We start from the raw sequence: 17826 nt of genomic DNA, 5'->3' as shown, positions 1-17826 counted from the left end.
CTCCAGTGTTTCGTACCGGTCAACAAATATGGACGCACTCCGAGTCGCGCTGTTGAACGCCTCGTACCACGACGAGGCGACGGCGCGGAACTTCGATCGAGACGTACAGGCCAACCTCCGCTCGTTCGCGGTGGACGAAGGCGATCTCCCCGAGACCTACGACTACGACGCCGTGATCGTCAGCGGGTCGGGTGCGTCGGTTTACGGCGACGAACCGTGGATTCCGCCACTGCTCGAGTGGGTAGACGAGGCGATCGACCGCGACCTCCCCGTGCTCGGCGTCTGCTTCGGCCACCAGTTGCTCGCGCACGTCCTCGACGGCCGGGTCGAACCGATGGGAGAGTACGAGATTGGCTACCGGGAAATCGAACGCGTTGGCGACTCGCAGTTGCTGTCGGGACTCCCCGACCGGTTCCTGGCGTTCACGACCCACTCTGACGAGGTGACGAAACTCCCGCCTGGAGCCGAACTCACGGCCGAGAACGATTACTCGATTCACGGCTTCCGTGCCGGGCGCGTCTTTGGCGTCCAGTTCCATCCCGAGTACGACCGCGCGACCGCCGAGCGGATCACCCGCGAGAAGGACCTGCCCGAGGATCGAATCGCCGCCGTCCTCGATGGAATTACCGAAGAGAACGTCGTCACGGCGGCCGACGCCAAAGTGCTGTTCGACAACTTCCTCGAGTACGTCGAGACGCTGTCGGCTGATCGGCCGACGAACGAATCGCGAGCCTGACCGTTTTTCGAGCGATCCGCCGTTCCAGCCGAGCCCCGCTCGAGCACTCCGCCGTTCCAACTGATCTCCGCTCGAGCGCTGTAATGTTTCGACCGAATCCCACTCGCTCGAGCGCCGGAACACGAGACGACGTGCGAGCCAGATGCACCGACTGGAAGTCGGGAGGGGCTCGGCGAGGGTCGGGAACACGAACGCGAGGGAAGAAAATCGAGACTACGAACGTGAGAAGAGAAAATCGAGACCGTGAACGCGAGGACAGAAAAACGGGAACCGCGACCGCCTACTCCCGCGACCACACCGACGTCAACGGAATCCGAACGTCGTCGCCTTCCTCGATAATGTAGTTGTACCCGCCGTCCTCGAGCTGGTCGGGGTCGACGAAGTCTCGGGTGAACGTCTTCTCGCCGACGTCGACCGTCAGCAGGTTTCCACGCCCGTCCTCCAGGGCCTCAACCGGGTAGGAACCGTTCCCTCGGCCGCGCTGATCGCGACCCAGGACCGGGTTCTCGGGGTCGGGTTCGCCTCGCCAGGGGTCGCGCTGGTCGTTGTCGACGTAGACGAACCCGGTGTGGCGCTCGAGGAGGCTGCTATCGGCAGCAACCCGGATCGTCAGGTCGTTCTCGAGACTCATTTCGCGGGTGAAGTCCTCGACGGTGCCCCGGACGAACCCCTCGGCCTCCCGGATGAGCGGTGATTCGTCGAGGGGCTCGAGGTGTGTCCCGTCCTGGACGTAAGCGTACTCGGACTCGCCGTCTTCGACCGAGTAGAGGCCGAAGAAGCCCTTGAACTCGAAGGCGTCGTCGACGGTCAGCGTGTCGGTCTTCTCGAACGCGCAGACCACGTAGTCGGTGCGCCCGTTCGTCAGCTCGACCCTGACGGCGTGGCCCGGCCCGCCCGAAACCGGAACTTCCTCGATCGACTCGACAACCCGGTCGCCGTCGTAGTGTTCGATCACGGAGGTGTACGTCGTCTCGAGGTCCGACCCGCGCCGGTTGAGGAAGGCGTACCTGAGACTGGACTCTGGCGCGGCGCCGCCGGAGCTGTTCGGTGGATACCCGTTGGCCAGTTCGACGTCGTCGAAGTCGCCGAACGACGTAAGTCGCAGGTGAACGCCGTCGGCGTCGTCGTCACGCAGATTGAAGTGGTCCTCGACATCCCAGTCGAGGACGACCCGGTCTGCGGGGTCGTCGTCGCGCTCGACCTGATCGAAGTAGTTGAGCCCGGACCCCCGCGAGTCCGGCGACCGCGCACTGTTGTACGACGAATCTGCATACGGAACGCCCTCACCGGCTAACGTCCCGCCGTCCTGGGCCTCGAGATCGAGGCCCTCGGTGGAAAGGTCGGCTTTCGTCGTGTGGAAGCTGTAGCGGTGGTCGTCGCCGCCGGCGACGCGGAAGAAGTCCACGGCGTAGGAGTGTTCTTCGTCGACGGTGATCGACGCGGTCGTTCGCCGGTATTCGTCGGCTTCCTCGTAGACGTGGGGTGCCTCGACGTCGATCAGGTTCACCCGCTCGTCGTCACCCTCGAAATGTCGAGGCGTGCCGACCCAGTGGTGATCCTGGCCGCGCTCGTTGACCACGACCGTGTTGTGGCTGATCGTGTTGTCCGTGAAGAACTGCCGAGGCGGATAGGTGCCAGTGGCTTCCGGATAGCCGAGGTCTCGCGAGAGTTCCATCTCGTGGGCCGCGACGCCGATCTGTAGCGTGTCGCGGTGGGCGTGGGGGGTTCCACCACCGCCGATTCCGTTGCGGCCGTAGTACATCCAGAACGCGCGCTTCGCGTTCCCCAGTTCGGCCGCGTCCCGACGTTCGCGTGCTTCTTCGTCGAGCAACGTCAGGTAGTACAGCGCCATCTTGTAGCCCCCGGAGTCGTCGTTGTTGCCGACGCACTCGAAGCGCATCGTGTTGGTTCCCGCGGGCAACTCGAGCAGGTACGAGATGGTGTCTCGACCGCTGCCGTCGGCCATGAAGTCGATGGTGTCGACGTACTCGCCGTTGACGGATAGGTCGTAGATGCCGTAGGTACTGACGAACAGCGTCTCGAGCTCGAGTTCGTACTCGTCGGCGTCTGCGACGTCGAACTCGAACGTCCACCACTCGCCCGCCTGGCTGGCTTCGAACTGGATCGCCTCGTCGAAGCTGTCGTTGATCGGCGCGGAGGCCTCAGCGAACAGGTCGGACGTGTCGTAGGTCTCGCCGAAGGATTCGGTCGTGTAGTTCTCGCCATCCCGGAGGGCCGCAAAGCCGAAGCCGGCGAGGTTCTGGCTCGGCAGGTCGAGGGGTCCATCGGCGTCGATGATCGACTGGATCTCCTCGGCGAGTCCCTCGGGTTCGGCGTCGTAGATCGAGCCCCTGATTCCGGCCGTGGAGTAGCCGTTCGAGTAGTGCCACAGCTTGGCGAATCGGGAGTCGCCCGTCACCTCGTAGCCGTCCGAAATGCCGCTCTGGCTCATCTCGTTGCCCGCCGGGTGGTGGGTGTCCCCGAGTGCGGGCGAGAACTCGTCCAGAAGGAGGAGATCCGAGTTGATCTTGAGTGCGCTCTGGAACTTCGGATGCTGGTAGAGATCGGCGCCGTCGAACCCGTCGTAGCCTTGCAGGTTCTGGGCGACCTGCAGGATAGAGGACATCCGGATCCGGTTGTAGCCGAGTGAGCCCTCGTGCCAGTACCCATCGCGGTCGCACTGGTCGACGACCGGAGCGAGTACGTTTCCACCCGTCGTGTACCAGTTCTCGGGTTCCTCGTTCCAGACGTCGCCGTCGAAGTACTCGTTGCCGGGCTGGAATATCCACTCGATGGCCTCCCGCGTATAGCCGTTCTCGCGCGTGTCGTCGAGCACCCGGGCCGAAATTGCGAGTGCCGACAACTGACCCCGCCCAGGGGCGATCTGGGAGGCCTTCGCGGCCGGGAAAATCTCCTGGATGTAGTTCTCCTCGATGTTCTCTCGGATACGCGCGACCGAATCCTTGTCGGCCAGTCCGGGGTATTCGTCGGTCTTCCCGTCCAGGAAGCTCACGACTTCATCCGCGACGGACGGATCGTCGAGCGCGGGGAAGAACGCGTCGTAGGCGACCAGCAGCCGCCGGGCGAGGTTGCCCTCCCAGTGCGACCCGATGATGCGACCGGTCTGGCGGCCGCCGTGGCTGTTCCAGAAGCCGTGGGCGTTCTGCTGGTAGTCTGCAATCGTCATCTCGGGGTATACGTCCGCGATCCGATCCATGAGTACTAGCCCCGCGACCGCGTACTTCGATTCCTCGGTGAGCAGGTAGGCGTCGACCAGCGCGTCGAGAATCCGACGAACCCCACCGGGGCGCCAGACGAACCAGTGGTTGTAGTAGGCGACGAAGTTCCACCGATTGCCCTCGCCCATCCCGAGATCGTCGTTCTCGTCGACCCAGCCCCAGCCGTCGTCGACGCCCCAGCCTTCGCCCATCTCGGGATGTTCCTCGTTGACCAGCAACGAGTCGTCCGCGAGGTCCGGGTCGAACATTCCCCGGTCGTCCAGGCCGCTCTCGCGGTAGGCGCCGAAGTCGTTCGTCGGCACCGTCAACTTCCCGTCGCCGTGGGGGTCGTCGTCGTTCGTCTCTATCTTCCACAGGCGGTCGGTGCCGGGGTCGCTGTCGCCACCCAGGATGAGACGTTCGTTCGAGAGGCCACCACCACGGGGGACCTGCTGGGACGTAACGAGACTCCAGAGGCTGTCGAGATCAGGGCCGTACTTCTCGAGGTAGCTATCGGCCGATTCGACGGCGTTGTCGCGCTGGCCCGCCGCCCAGTCGTAGCGGTCGATGTTTCGCTGTGCGTTCGACCGCATCGCTTCGGTCCACATCGTCGGTCGCGTTTTGCGGTGATAGCGCTCGTCGTCTTCGGCTGCGGTGGCAGTACCCGCTGGCACCAATCCGGCGAGCAACCCGGCACCGGTCGCCGTCAGGACCGATCGTCGCGAGAGATTCGGATTCGTCGGGGGGTTCCGAACCGTGCCCAGCTGATCGATTTCCCATTGGTGGTCGTTACCCGTTTCGGAGGGGGACTCCTCACGCTCACGCTCACGCTGCTTGCGCTGTGACATCAAATAACACTCGGACTCGTAGGATATATAGATTTTCATTACAAGAATACATTTTTACGATAACACGAAAGGAAGGCTCACTCAGCGCGAGGACAGGTGGCCCGAGGCCGATCAAGGGAACGCGACTGGAGCCCACTCAGCGAGCCATTTGCCTCGTCCGAGCGGTGGATTTAGGACGCGGGCAACGAATTGGGTGAGCATGAGCTTCGATTTACTCGTCGAGAACGCCCGGATCGTCGACGGCACGGGCGCGCCCTGGATCCGCGGCGCGGTCGGCGTCGTCGACGGTCGCATCGACCGAATCGCGACGGCCCCCGACCACGGCCTCGACGCCGACACGCGGATCGACGCCGACGGGAGCGTCGTCTGCCCGGGCTTCATCGACGCCCACTCCCACTCCGACCTCGAGCTGTTCGCCGACCCCTCGCTCGCGCCAAAGACCCGGCAGGGAATCACCACCGAGATCCTCGGCCAGGACGGGTTCTCGATGGCCCCGCTCTACCGCGAGGAGGGGATCGGCCCGTGGCAGGAATACCTCAGCGGCCTCGCAGGGAGACTCGAGCGCGAGTGGTCGTGGAACTCCCTCGGCGAGTACCTCGACGCGGTCGACGACGCCGACATCGCGCCAAACGTCGCGACGCTCGTCGGCCACGGCACCGCCCGCTACGACGTGCTCGGCATGGACGACGTCCAGCCGACCGACGACGAGCTCGAGGAGATGGCAGCGCTCGTCCGTGAGGGCCTCGAGGACGGCGCCATCGGCTTCTCGACGGGACTCGTCTACACACCGCAGGTGTACTCGGAGACCGAGGAAGTGTCCCGACTCGCGGCCGAACTCGCGCCGTACGGGCGGCCGTTCGTCGCCCACATTCGCAGCGAGGGTCGCTGGATCTGGGAGGCCCTCGACGAGTTCGTCGACATCGGTGCCGAACACGACATTCCGCTCCAGATTTCGCACTTCAAAGTTACCGGCAGCGAACAGCAGGGAAAGGCCGACCGCCTGCTCGCACAGGTCGAAATCGCCCGCGAGCGCGGTATCGACGTCACCGCGGACCAGTACCCCTACACCGCGGGAAGTAGCATGCTGACGTCGCTATTGCCGCCGTGGGTGCAGTCCGGTGATGCCGACGCCCTCCGCGAGACGCTCTCGGACCCCGACCAGCGCGAAGAGATTCGCCGTGACATCGAGGAGTGGCGCATCGACGGCTGGGAGAACGTCGGCGGCAAGACCGGGTGGGACCGTATCGAGGTGACGAACCTCACCTCCGAGGCGTTCGGCGAGGAGGGTGGACGCGACATCGCGACCATCGCGACCGAACGCGACAGCACGCCGATCGACGTCCTCTGTGACGTCCTGCTCGCGGAGGACTTCGAGGCGTCGATGATCGCTCACGGGCTGATCGAGGAGGACGTCCGAACGATCATGCAGAGCGAGCGCGTCATGGTTGGCACTGACGGCCTGTTCGGGGCCCGTCCCCACCCCCGCGTCTACGGATCGTTCCCTCGCATCCTGGCGAAGTACGTCCGTCAGGAGAACCTCCTGTCGCTCGAGGAGGCCGTCCGGTCGATGACGTCGCTCCCCGCTCGAGCGATGGGACTCGATTCGAAGGGCGTGCTCCGTCCGGGCCTCGACGCGGACCTGGTCGTCTTCGACCCGGCGGTAGTCGACGACCGCGCGACGTTCGACGACCCGGAGCAGTACCCGCTCGGGATCGAGCACGTCGTGGTCGACGGGACACCGATCGTTCGCGACAGCGAGGACACCGGCGCTCGGCCCGGCGGCGCGATTCGGGCCTGAGTACCGGTTCGACCGGCCGATTACTGGCGGGATCGAAAGAACGTTGGTGTCTCGCGGGAATGCTCGAGTGACAATGCGAACTGTACGATTCAGCGACCAGACTGGCTACGCACGACGCGGCGAGTGGACCGACGACGGTATCGTCGCCGACGGCAAGACGTACGATCCCGACGAGGTGGACGTCCTCCCGCCGTCGGAACCGACGAAGATCATCTGCCAGGCCGGCGGCTACATGGACCACCGCCGGGAGTCCGGTTTCGACGACCGACCGGAGCGCCCAGAACTCTTCCTGAAGACGCCCAACTGTGTCGTCGCTCACGGCGACGCCATCGAACTGCCGCCCGGACGCGAGAGCGTCGAGTTCGAGGCCGAGTTCGGCGTCGTCATCGCCGAACAGTGTCGCGACGTCTCGGTCGACGAAGCGATGGACGTCGTCGAGGGCTTCACCTGCCTCAACGACATCTCGAACCGGGACGACCAGGCCGAGGAGCGCAACTGGGTGCGCGGGAAGGCCTTCGACGCCTCGCTCCCGATGGGGCCCGTGGTGGCCACACCGGACGAGGTGCCCGACGACGCCACCCTCGAGTTGCGCCTGAACGGCGAGACGAAACAGGAGAGCACCCGCGAACACCTGATCTTCTCGGTGCCGGAGTTAGTCTCGGATGTCTCCGAACTCATCACTCTCGAGCCGGGCGACGTCATCGCGACCGGGACGCCGTTCGGACCAGACGAGTTGAGCGAGGGTGACGTCGTCGAGGTCGAGTTCGAGGGCGTCGGTGTCCTCGAGAACCGGGTGATCGCCCGATGACGTTAGACGGGGACACGATCTACGACGACTTCGGCGTCCCACCGGTTGTCAACGCGACCGGTACCAAGACGCGGATCGGCGGCACGCTCATCCGAGAGGAGTCCCTCGAGGCGATGAACCGCGCGGCGGAGGCGTTCGTCCGCCTCTCGGACCTGCAGGCGGCCGCCTCCGAACGTATCGCCGAGGCGACCAGCGCCGACGCCGGCTACGTCACCAACGGTGCGAGTTCCGCGCTCACGCTGGCGGCAGCCGCGTGCATCGCCGGCGACGACCTCGAGGTCATGGCGCAGTTGCCCGACACCGAGGACGTGCCGAGCGAGATCGTGATGCCCCGGACCCACCGCAACGGCTACGACCACGCCCTGCGCGTCGCCGGCGCCGATATCGTCGACGTGGGGGCGAACGACTACACCCTTGGGACCGGGTCCGAGAACACCGAGCCGTGGGAGATCGAGGCGGCGATCACCGACGAGACGGTCGCGGTGGCCTACATGGAGAAACCCTACACGCGCCCGCCGCTCGAGACGGTCGTCGAAATCGCACACGACCACGACGTCCCGGTCATCGTCGACGCGGCGGCCGAGTTGCCGCCGACTGAGAACCTCTCGAAATTCGTCGAACAGGGCGCCGACCTCGTCGCCTTCAGCGGCGGGAAGGCGATCCGCGGCCCGCAGTCGTCGGGCATCCTCGCCGGACGCGAGGACCTGATCAAATCGGTCGCCCGCCAGCACCTCGACATGCACGCCTCGGAGCCGGTGTACGACCCGCCCGAGAGCCTCGTCGATGTCGACGACCTCCCCGGCGTCCCCCGACAGGGGATCGGCCGATCGATGAAGGTCGGCAAGGAGGAACTGGCCGGACTGATCGCCGCCCTGGACGCGTTCATCGAGCAGGACGACCAGGCGGTACTCGACGAGTGGCACGACCGCGCCGAGCGAATCGCCGGCCGACTAGAGGGGATCGGCTGTCTCGACGCCTCCCTCGCCAACGCCGGGAAAACCGACGCCGTCACGAGCGTCGTCGTGACCGTGGACGAAGAGCGGTCGCCGGTCGACACCGTGTCGCTGGTCGGGGGGCTCCGGGCGGAGAACCCGCGAATCTTCGTCGGTGCCGACGACGTCCACCAGTCCCAGTTCACGATCAACCCGCGGTGTCTCCCGGACGACCAGGCCGAGTACGTCGTCGAGCGGATTGCTGCTCACGTCGGTTCCGGGGCCGAGTAAGGGCGCCTCGAGGACGACCTTCGGGGGTCGCCCGACTCGAGACGTCACCGATGGACGACGACGTCGAGCCGGCAACAGACCAAACACCTATTCTCCTGGGTGAGAATCTCATCACATGCGGATACTGTACGTCGACGTCGATTCGTTGCGACCCGACCACCTCGGGTGTTACGGCTACCACCGAGAGACGTCATCGAACATCGACGAGATTGCCGCCGACGGGCGCCGGTTCACGAACGTCTACGCGTCCGACGCGCCGTGTCTCCCCTCGAGGACGGCGTTTTACACCGGTCGGTTCGGCATCCACACCGGCGTGATCAATCACGGCGGGCTGAACGCCGACCCGCGCCGACACGGTCCCGCACGCGGCGAACGCTACCCGCGGCGCTTCCAAACGCTCGCCACGATTCTCGGCGAACAGGGGCTGGACACGGCGATGATCAGCCCGTTTCCCGCTCGTCACGACGCTTGGCAGGTCGTCGAGGGGTTCGACGAACTCTACGACACCGGCGGCAACGGCTCGGAGCGGGCCGACGAGGTCTACCCCTACGCCCACGACTGGCTTACCGAGCACGCCGCCGAGGACGACTGGTACCTCCACGTCAACTTCTGGGACCCCCACACCGAGTACACGACGCCGCTCGAGTACGGCCACCCGTTCGCGGACGACCCCGCCCCGGAGTGGCCGACTGAGGACGTGATCGAGCGCCACTACCAGGGGACCGGCGCCCAGAGCGCACAGGACCTGTGTAGCTGGGGCGACAAGCGAGACGCGCCCCGGATGCCCCCGGACGTCGCCTCGCGCGAGGACTTCGAGACCATGGTCGACGGCTACGACGTGGGCGTCCACTACATGGACTACCACGTCGGGATGCTGTTCGACCTCCTGCGGGAGGCCGGCGTCTTTGAGGAGACGCTCGTCGTCGTGAGCGCCGATCACGGCGAGAACCTGGGCGAACTCAACGTCTACGGCGACCACCAGACGGCCGACGAACCGACCTGTAACGTCCCGCTGATCGTTCGCGGCCCCGGCATCGAACCGGGCGTCGACGACGAGTTTCGGTACCAACTCGATTTCCCGCCAACGCTCGTCGACCTCGTCGGCGGCGACGTCCCCGGGGGCTGGGACGGGCGGTCGTTCGCCGGATCCGTCACCGGCGACGAAATAGACGACGGAAGCGGCCGCGAACGCCTCGTGCTCAGCCAGGGCACCTGGACCTGCCAGCGGGCCGTTCGCTGGGACAACTGGCTGCTGATCAAGACCTACCACGACGCGTTCAAGAGCGACCTCGAGGACCTCATGCTGTTCGACCTGGCCCACGATCCCCACGAGACGACGAACCTCGTCGACGAGCACCCCGACGTCGTCCGCGACGGATTGAGCACGCTCCAGCGGTGGGTCGACGACCGCCTGCTCGAGGCCGCCCGTGGCGAGCGGGGCGGCAACCCCGGTGCCGAAAACGCCGTCACTGATCCGCTGTGGCAGGTCCTCCGCGGCAAGGGACCGTACTACACGTGGGACGCGCTCGAGGACTACGCCGAGCACCTTCGACGGACGGGTCGGGGCGAGCACGCGACGGCGCTGCTCGAGCGCCACGGCTGACCGTTCGAGACGTATCAGGGACCGCTTCCAGCGGCTCTCGGCTGCTTTTCAGCCACTGTGATGAATTGTAGATGAGGCAGCGCTCGAGCGTCGAGACCCGCTCGACCCCCTCGAAGCGTTGGAATCAGGGAGACACGAGATCCGAGGCGAGAGGCGACGTAAGGTCGCCGCCGTACTCGGACACCTCGAACGCCTCGGCGTACTCGATCTCCCGGCCGCGTTCGGGTCCGTGCTGCTCGATCAGGTCGTCGCGGAACCGATCTGCCGTCGCGCGCATCTCCGCGAGTCCCGGAATCGGGTCCGTCTCGAGCCACTCGCGGCGGTCGTCGGGGTCGTCGGGAACGGCCTCGAGTTCGCCTTTGTTGTACGGTAACCACTCGTACATCTGGGACTCGTGGCAGTCGAGTGCGTCGTACTTGCAGTCGACGTGTTCGTCGTCGATCGGGACGATTACGTCCGGCGTGAACGGGTACGGCCGCTCGAACGTGTCGAGCAGGTACGCGAACACGGGGTTGTCCTCGAGCGCCGGCGTCTCCGGGCATACGTTCGGGACGGTGACCATGTACGCTGCGTCTCGAACCAGTTGCGAGGTGTACCGGTGATCCGGGTGATAGTCGTTGGTCCGGTGGGTCAACACGAGGTCGGGGTCGTACTCCCGGATCAGCTCGATGACCGTCTCGCGGTTCTCGAGGGTCGGCTCGAGCCGACCGTCCGGGTTATCGAGGACGCGGTACTCTATTCCGGCGGTGTCGGCGGCTGCAGCGGCCTCCTGTCGACGTCGCTCGGCGAGTTCGCTCCCGCCCTGTTCGTGGTGGCCGCTACGGCCGTCGGTCATCGAGACGAACCGGACGTCGTGGCCGGCGTCCGCCCACGAACACGCCAGTCCGCCGGCGCGAATGTCGGGGTCGTCGGGGTGGGCGCCGATCACCAGCAGTCGTCTGGACATGGCTACAGTACGGCCTGTGGGTGACGAAAACGTTCCGGTCGCTCGAGGCCGTGGTCGGAGCCGAGTGAGCGGTCAAGGTAGAGGTGGCCGTCGATGCTCTGGACGGCGACGAACGCGTCCCGCTACGCGAGCGTCTCGCCGATCCACTCGAGGTGCGCCTCTGTCAGCAGGGAGTGGTGATAGATCGAGAGGCGGCCGTCGGTCGCCGACCGGATTCCCTCCACGAGGGCGGCCACCTGATCGGCTCCGGAGACGACGGCCGGATCGAGTGTAATACCGGCATCGATCGGGCAGTCGACGACGCGCTCGAGCGCCTCGATTCGCTCGCGGGCCGTCTCGGTCTCGGCGACGTAACACAGCGCGGTCACTCGGTCGAGGTGGGCCTCGAGGCGCGCCAGATCGACGCCCGCCGCGGGGAGTGCCGACGGCGCCTGGCCGTACGCCTCCATCGCGTAGTAGTTGAGCGGCGTCGATCTGGACGCCGTGGCGAGTCGCTCGATCAATGCCTCGATCACGGTCGCTCGGAACTCGAGCAGGTCGTCCACGAGCGGGTCTTGCTCGCGAAGGTCCTCTACCGGTGGAAGCGAGGCGTTTGGATCGGCGAGTGAAGGGCGAACGAGCTCCTGGACGCGCTCTCGCGCTCGCTCGAGGTCGACCCGGTGCGACGCGGCGGCCGATCGACAGCCATCGCAGAAACACTGCGAGAGGAGTACCGATTCGCTCTCGGTCGTCACCGTCTGACGCTTGTCGTGGCCGTACTTCGATCCGTGGTCGTGGAACGCGCTCGGGAAGCCGATCGACTCGAGCTGAATCTCGTCGACGCCATGGTCACGGATCGATCCGACGACTGCAGCGAAGTAGTCCTGTACCGCGGGGTGAGACGGACACAGCGAGTGGTCGTGGGCGTCGCCGAACGCGCTCTCGAACCGGTAGTCGGGGTTCGTCGATCCCAGCCGCGTGTTGTGGAGACAGACCGTCCACGCGTTGACGGCTATCCCGTGTTCGTGTGCCCCGTCGACGATTTCCGCAAGCGGATCGTCCCACGAGCCGACGCGGTTGACCGGCGGCTCGATCGGCAGATCGTCGAAGCGCTCGCCCAGGTCGAAGTAACAGCCGCCGCCGTAGGCGCGAAACAGGTCGTCGGGAAACCGGGGCTGCATCGATCGAACCGAGTGATAGTGGCTGGCCACGTTGACCGCGTCGATGCCGTGATCGCGGAGCCGTTCACAGGCCGATTCGAGTCCCTCGTGCTCGAGCGTCCAAGGATATGTCCAGAGTGCTGGCATGCCGCAACAGTCGAAGAGGGCCGGCATAAAGATGGGCACCTCGACCGTCGAACAGACCGGTGTCCTCGAACCCCAGCTAGTACCGACTCGCGGTATCTTTATGCCCGCACAGAAATGAGAGAGGTAACTATGGTCGAACTTGCCATCGACGGCGGACCGAAAGCAGCCGAAGCACTCTCGATTCCGGAGTGGCCACAGCCGACCGATACCTGTCGAGCGTATCTCCTCGAGGCGTTCGAGGGCGGCAACTGGTGTCGCGGACCGTGGATCGAACGCCTCGAGGACGAATTTGCCGCGTACCACGACGCCAAACACGCGATCGCCGTCAGTAACGGGACCGTCGCGATCGAACTGGCGCTCCGAGCCGTCGGCGTCGAGCCCGGCGACGAGGTGATTGTCCCCTCCTACTCCTTCATCGCGAGTGCCAGCGTCGTTCCTGCCGTGGGAGCGATCCCGCGATTCGCGGATACCGACCCCGAGACGTTCAATATCGATCCCGATTCGGTGCGCGAGAAGATCACCGACGACACGGTTGGGATCATCGGCGTCCACTTCGCGGGATATCCGATGGACATGGACGAACTGTTGCCGATCGTCGAGGAACACGACCTCTTCCTGATCGAGGACGCGGCCCACGCGCAGGGATCGGAGTGGCGCGGCCAGAAGGTCGGCACCTTCGGGGACTTCGGGACGTTCTCGTTTCAGGAGTCGAAGTCACTACCCAGCGGCGAAGGCGGCATCGTCGTCACCGACAACGACGTGCTCGCGGAACGAGCCCGGGTCATGCAGAACATCGGCCGTTCGCAAGGTGAGACGGGATATCGTCACTACAAACTCTCCTCGAACTCCCGGATGTCCGCGTTCCAGGCCGCCGTCGCGATCGGCCAGCTCGAGAAGCTACCGGAGGAGAACGAGCGCCGCGAAGCGAACGAGGAATTGCTTCTCGCAGAACTCGAGGAGATCGACGGAATTCACACGAAACCGCGAGACGATCGCATCACCGCTCGCGGCTACTGTCTGGAGAACGTTCGCTACGACGCTGAGGCGTTCGGTGGGCTCAGCCGCGACCGATTCATCGAGGCCGTGCGCGCCGAGGGCGTGCCGGTCTACGACGGCTACGAAGTGCCGATCTACAAGCAACCGGCGTTCTTCCGCGATCAGGTTCGGCGGCTTCTCCCACCCGGAACGGACGTTTCGGACTACTGGAACCTGTACCTTCCCGGTGCGGAGCAACTGTGCAGGGAGAACGTCGCCTACAGCCATCCGGTGTTGCTCGCCGACGAGGAGGGCATCCGGACGATCCCTGCTGCGATTCGAAAGGTGAAAGCCCACGCCGACGAACTCCGTGAGCGGTAAGATTGCCGACAGCCACGACGATCGACCCTTTGGAGATCGAGCGGACGTCGATTACTCTGCCGACCAGGTCGACGTCAACGGAATCTGCACGTCGTCGTTGTCGTCGATGATGTAGTTGTAGCCGCCGTCCTCGAGCTGGTCGGGGTCGACGAAGTCCCGGGTGAACGTCTGGCGACCAGTGGCGACCGTTACCAGGTTTCCGTTGCTGCCTCCGAGTGCCTCGATTAGGTAGGCGCCGTTGCCCTGGCCGCGCTGGCCGCGCCCCTCGATCGGGTTCTCGGGGTCAGGTTCGCCTCGCCACGGATCGGAGTCGTCGTTGTCGACGTAGACGAAGCCGGCGTGGCGCTCGAGGTGACTTCCGTTCCCCCCGACCCGGATCGTCAGTTCGTTCTCGAGGCTCATCTCGCGGGTGAAGTCCTCGACGATTCCCTGCACGCGACCGACCGATTCCTGCACGAGCGCGGGTTCGTCGAGGGGCTTGAGCCGCGTGCCGTCCTGGACGTAGGCGTACTCGGACTTGCCGTCTTCGACCGAGTAGAGGCCGAAGAAGCCCTTGAACTCGAAGGTGTCGTCGACGGTCAGCGTGTCGGTCTCCTCGAACGAACAGACGACGTAGTCGGTGCGCCCGTTCGTCAGTTCGACTTTGACGGCGTGGCCCTGCCCGCCCTCAACGACTACCTTCTCGACGTTTTCGACGGCGCGCTCGCCCTCGTAGTGCTCGACCGTCGAGACGAAGTCGCTCTCGAGGTCGCTTCCCTGTCGACGCAAGAGCGCGTAGCGCAGGAAGTCGGGGTTCCCGCTTCGGTCGGGCGGGTGGCCGTTGGCGAGGGCGACCTCGTCGAAGTCGCCGAAAGACGTCAAGCGCAGGTGGACGCCGTCGGCGTCGTCGTCGCGATGATTCCAGTAGTCCTCGACGTCCCAGTCGACGGCCACGCTGGAACCGGGATCGGTGTCGCGTTCGACGTTCGTGAGGTAGTTGAAGCCGCTTCCGACCTCGCGGTTGTAGTCGGTTTCCTCGCCGTAGTCCGGCTTCCGGATATCCTCACCCGCGTAGGTGCCGCGGTCCTGGGGGACGAGGTCGACGTCCTCGGCCGTCGCCTCGCCGACCTGTCCGTGGAAGCTGAACACGTGGTCGTCGCCGCCGGCGACGCGGAAGAAGTCCACGGCGTAGGAGTGTTCCTCGTCGACGGTGATCATCGCGGTCGTTCGGCGATACTCGTCGCACTGCTCGTAGGCCCGGTAGGCGTCCACGTCGATCAGGTTCACTCGCTCGTCCTCGCCCTCGAAGTGGCGCGGCGTGGCGACCCACCGTTCGTCCTGGCGGGACTGGTCGACCGTCACGGTGTTGTGGCTGATCGTCCCCTTCGTGAAGTCGTGTTTCGGCCAGTTACCGGTCCGCTCGGGGTAGCCGAGGTCCGGCGAGAGCTCGAGCCGGTGGGCTGCCACGCCGAGGTTGAGCGCGTCGCCGTGGTTGTGGGTGCTGCCGCCCGCGTCGATGCCCGTTCGGCCGTAGTACATCCAGAACGCGCGCTTGGCGTTGCCAATTTCTTTGGCGTTCTCCCAGTCCTCGCGTTCGTCCTCGCCGACCACCGTGAGGTAGTACAGCGCCATCAGGTAGTTGCTCGACTCGTCGTTCCTGCCGACGCACTCGAAGCGGAGATCGTTGGTCCCAGCCTTGAGGTCGACCGTATACGTGATGGTGTCGCGGGTGAACGAAGGGCTGTAGAAGTCGACGGTGTCGACCTGCTCCCCATTGAGGAAGAGGTCGTAGATGCCGTAAGAGCCGACGAACAGCGATTCGATCTCGAGGTCGTACTCGCCGGCTTCGTCGGCCTCGAACTCGAAGGTCCACCACTCGCCGGGTTCGTAGCACTGGAACTGAATGGCTTCGTCGAAGCTGTCGTTGACTTCGGTACTGGCGTCGGCGAACAGCTCTGACGTGTCGTAGGTCGTCCCGAACGACTGGTTCAGGTAGTTCTCGCCGTCCCGGAGCGCGGCGAAACCGTAGCCCGCGAGGTTCTGGCTCGGGAGGTCGAGGGGACCCTCGGCGTCGATAATCGCCTGTACGTCGTCGCTGAGGTTCTCGGGTTCTGCGTCGAAGATGGAGCCGTTGATCCCTGCCGTCGAGTAGCCGTTCTGATAGTGCCACAACTGGGCGAAAATCGGCTCGCCCGTCAGTTTGAACCCTTCCTCGACTGAGGGCTGGCTCCACTCGACGGCGGACGGGCCGTGCGCGTCGCCGAGTTGCGGGGTGAACTCGTCGATCAACAGCAGGTGCGTGTTCTGCAGGAGCGACTGCTGGAGTTTTGGGTGCTGGTAGAGGTCCGCGCCGTCGAACGCGTCGTACCCCCGGAGGTAGTCGGCCACCTGTCGAACCGAGCTGTGAGGGATGCGGTTGTAGTGTGGGGCCTCGATCTCGAAGTACCCGTCGCGGTCGGCCCGGTCGACCAGCGGGGTGAGGATGTTTCCGCCGGTGGTGTACCAGTTCTCGGGCTCTTCGTTCCAGACGTCGCCGTCGAAGTACTCGTCGCCGGGTTGGAAGACCCACTCGATCGCTTCTCGGGTGTAGCCGTCGGGTTCGTCGAGTGTGCGAGCGGCCTGTACGAGTGCGCTCCCCCCGCCGCTCGCGACGATCATGTTCGAGTTCTTATTCGCTGGCAGAATCTCGCGGTGAATACCGTCCTCGATGTTCTTTCGGATCTTCTCGACCGAGTCCTTGTTCGCCAGACCGGGGTACTCGTCGGTTTTGGCGTCGAGGAACGCGACGAGTTCGTCGTCGTCCTCCATGCCGGGGAAGAACGCGTCGTAGGAGCGGACGATTGGCCGCATGAGGTTCGACTCCCAGAACGCGCCGACCACCTTCCCTGTCTGGCGGCCGCCGTGGCTGTTCCAGAACCCATCGAGCGTGAACGTGTACTCGGTGAGGTCCATCTCGGGGTAGACGTCCGCGATCCGGTCGAGGAGGACGGCACCCGCCCTCGAGTACTTCTGGTCGCCAGTGTAGAGATAGGCGTCGGTGAGGCGGCGAACGAGCCCGAGAATGCCCCCGGGCCGCCAGATGTGCCAGTGGTTGTAGTACGCGACGAAGTTCCACCTGGTGCCGGCGCCGCCGCCCAGGTCGTCGTTCTCGTCGACCCATCCCCAGCCGTCGTCGACGCCCCAGCCCTCGCCCATCTCGGGGTGTTCCTCGTTGACCAGCAGCGAGTCGTCGGCCAGCTCGGGGTCGAACATTCCTCGGTCGTCGAGGCCGCTCTCGCGGTAGGCGCCGAAGTCGTTCGTCGGCACGGTAAGCTTCCCGTCGCCGTGCGGATTGTCGACTTCCGTCTTCATCTTCCAGAGGCGGTCGTCGCCCGAATCGTGGTAGCCGCCGAGGATCTCGCGCTGGTTCACCAGTCCGCCGCCGCGGGGGATTCCCTGGGCGGTGACTAGACTCCAGAGGCTCTCGAGGTCGGGGCCCAGCCGGTCCAGACGCGCGTCGGCTTCCGCGACGGCGGTGTCTCGTTGACTCGCGGCCCAGTCGTACAGGCCGATGTTCCGTCGGGCGTTCGCTCGCATCTCGTCGGTCCAGATCGTGGTTCGGGTCTTCGCGTTGAGCGCATCGGACTCCGCGGCGCCGACCGTCCCCGTGCTCGAGAAGAGCCCGCCGAGAATGCCGGCGCCCGTCGTCGCCAGCATCGATCGCCGTGAGACGTCGAAGGCGCTCGACCGTTCGATTACTGAATCCTGTTCCTCTCGAGACCGCTCGCTACAGTCCCGACGTGGCTTGTCATATGACATCCACCCACACGTTATTTTATAACACAATATAATTTTCGCAAACTATTGTATCGTTATCACATATCTCGAGTATATAAAACAGCCGTCTGCTCTGGCTAATGATTTTGCCGTTGCTCCCGGTTCTAATTTGTCAAAATCGATCTGGTGTACTCGTCGCGCGCCGATCGTTTTGCACCCGAATCCACTCCCCAGGGAATTTCGCTCCGATAGGGGCTCAAATTCGGTCG

At 65.0% G+C, this 17826-nt stretch carries 10 protein-coding genes; 6 read left to right on the top strand and 4 right to left on the bottom strand.

Annotation, left to right across the window (positions count from 1 at the left end):
• The first annotated feature begins 28 nt into the window (after positions 1-28).
• Positions 29-736, top strand: a complete 708-nt coding sequence (locus ACFQS4_RS11410; protein WP_497901627.1) for a type 1 glutamine amidotransferase — start codon at positions 29-31, stop codon at positions 734-736.
• A gap of 280 nt (positions 737-1016) precedes the next feature.
• Here ACFQS4_RS11410 and ACFQS4_RS11405 read toward each other — a convergent pair whose 3' ends face one another.
• Positions 1017-4802: a carbohydrate-binding protein gene (locus ACFQS4_RS11405; protein WP_497901626.1), complete on the bottom strand. Its 3786-nt coding sequence runs from the start codon at positions 4800-4802 to the stop codon at positions 1017-1019.
• A gap of 199 nt (positions 4803-5001) precedes the next feature.
• On the opposite strand from ACFQS4_RS11405, the gene ACFQS4_RS11400 reads away from it, so the two are divergent.
• The 4 genes from ACFQS4_RS11400 to ACFQS4_RS11385 all read left to right on the top strand — a co-directional run bounded on the left by ACFQS4_RS11400 (position 5002) and on the right by ACFQS4_RS11385 (position 10234).
• Positions 5002-6600 carry an N-acyl-D-amino-acid deacylase family protein gene (locus ACFQS4_RS11400; RefSeq protein WP_497901625.1) on the top strand — a complete coding sequence of 533 codons (1599 nt, stop codon included), beginning with the start codon at positions 5002-5004 and terminating at the stop codon, positions 6598-6600.
• A 73-nt stretch (positions 6601-6673) separates the two neighbouring features.
• On the top strand, positions 6674-7408 hold the full coding sequence (locus ACFQS4_RS11395; protein WP_497901624.1) for a fumarylacetoacetate hydrolase family protein: 735 nt from the start codon (positions 6674-6676) through the stop codon (positions 7406-7408).
• Entirely contained in the window at positions 7405-8631 is a 1227-nt protein-coding gene (locus ACFQS4_RS11390) for an aminotransferase class V-fold PLP-dependent enzyme (protein WP_497901623.1), read from the top strand. Before ACFQS4_RS11395 ends, ACFQS4_RS11390 begins: the two co-directional genes overlap by 4 nt.
• 115 nt (positions 8632-8746) lie before the next feature.
• Positions 8747-10234: a sulfatase family protein gene (locus tag ACFQS4_RS11385; protein WP_497901622.1), complete on the top strand. Its 1488-nt coding sequence runs from the start codon at positions 8747-8749 to the stop codon at positions 10232-10234.
• Between the two features lie 124 nt (positions 10235-10358).
• Here ACFQS4_RS11385 and ACFQS4_RS11380 read toward each other — a convergent pair whose 3' ends face one another.
• Positions 10359-11180, bottom strand: coding sequence for a PIG-L deacetylase family protein (locus tag ACFQS4_RS11380; protein WP_497901621.1), 822 nt, complete (start codon positions 11178-11180; stop codon positions 10359-10361).
• Positions 11181-11302: 122 nt separating this feature from the next.
• Entirely contained in the window at positions 11303-12466 is a 1164-nt protein-coding gene (locus tag ACFQS4_RS11375) for a hypothetical protein (RefSeq protein ID WP_497901620.1), read from the bottom strand.
• A 129-nt stretch (positions 12467-12595) separates the two neighbouring features.
• Here ACFQS4_RS11375 and ACFQS4_RS11370 point away from each other — a divergent pair, with 129 nt between their 5' ends.
• Positions 12596-13822 (top strand): DegT/DnrJ/EryC1/StrS family aminotransferase, encoded by a 1227-nt coding sequence (locus ACFQS4_RS11370; RefSeq protein ID WP_497901619.1) that lies wholly within the window; start codon positions 12596-12598, stop codon positions 13820-13822.
• Between the two features lie 51 nt (positions 13823-13873).
• On the opposite strand, the gene ACFQS4_RS11365 is transcribed toward ACFQS4_RS11370, so the two are convergent.
• Positions 13874-17599 (bottom strand): heparinase II/III domain-containing protein, encoded by a 3726-nt coding sequence (locus tag ACFQS4_RS11365; protein ID WP_497901618.1) that lies wholly within the window; start codon positions 17597-17599, stop codon positions 13874-13876.
• Positions 17600-17826 lie beyond the last annotated feature (227 nt).

Origin of the sequence: Saliphagus sp. GCM10025317 (genome assembly GCF_042663665.1) — an archaeon.
Lineage (GTDB): Archaea > Halobacteriota > Halobacteria > Halobacteriales > Natrialbaceae > Natronosalvus.
Note: the sequence above shows the minus strand (reverse complement) of the source record. Positions and strands in the feature narration are given on the sequence as shown.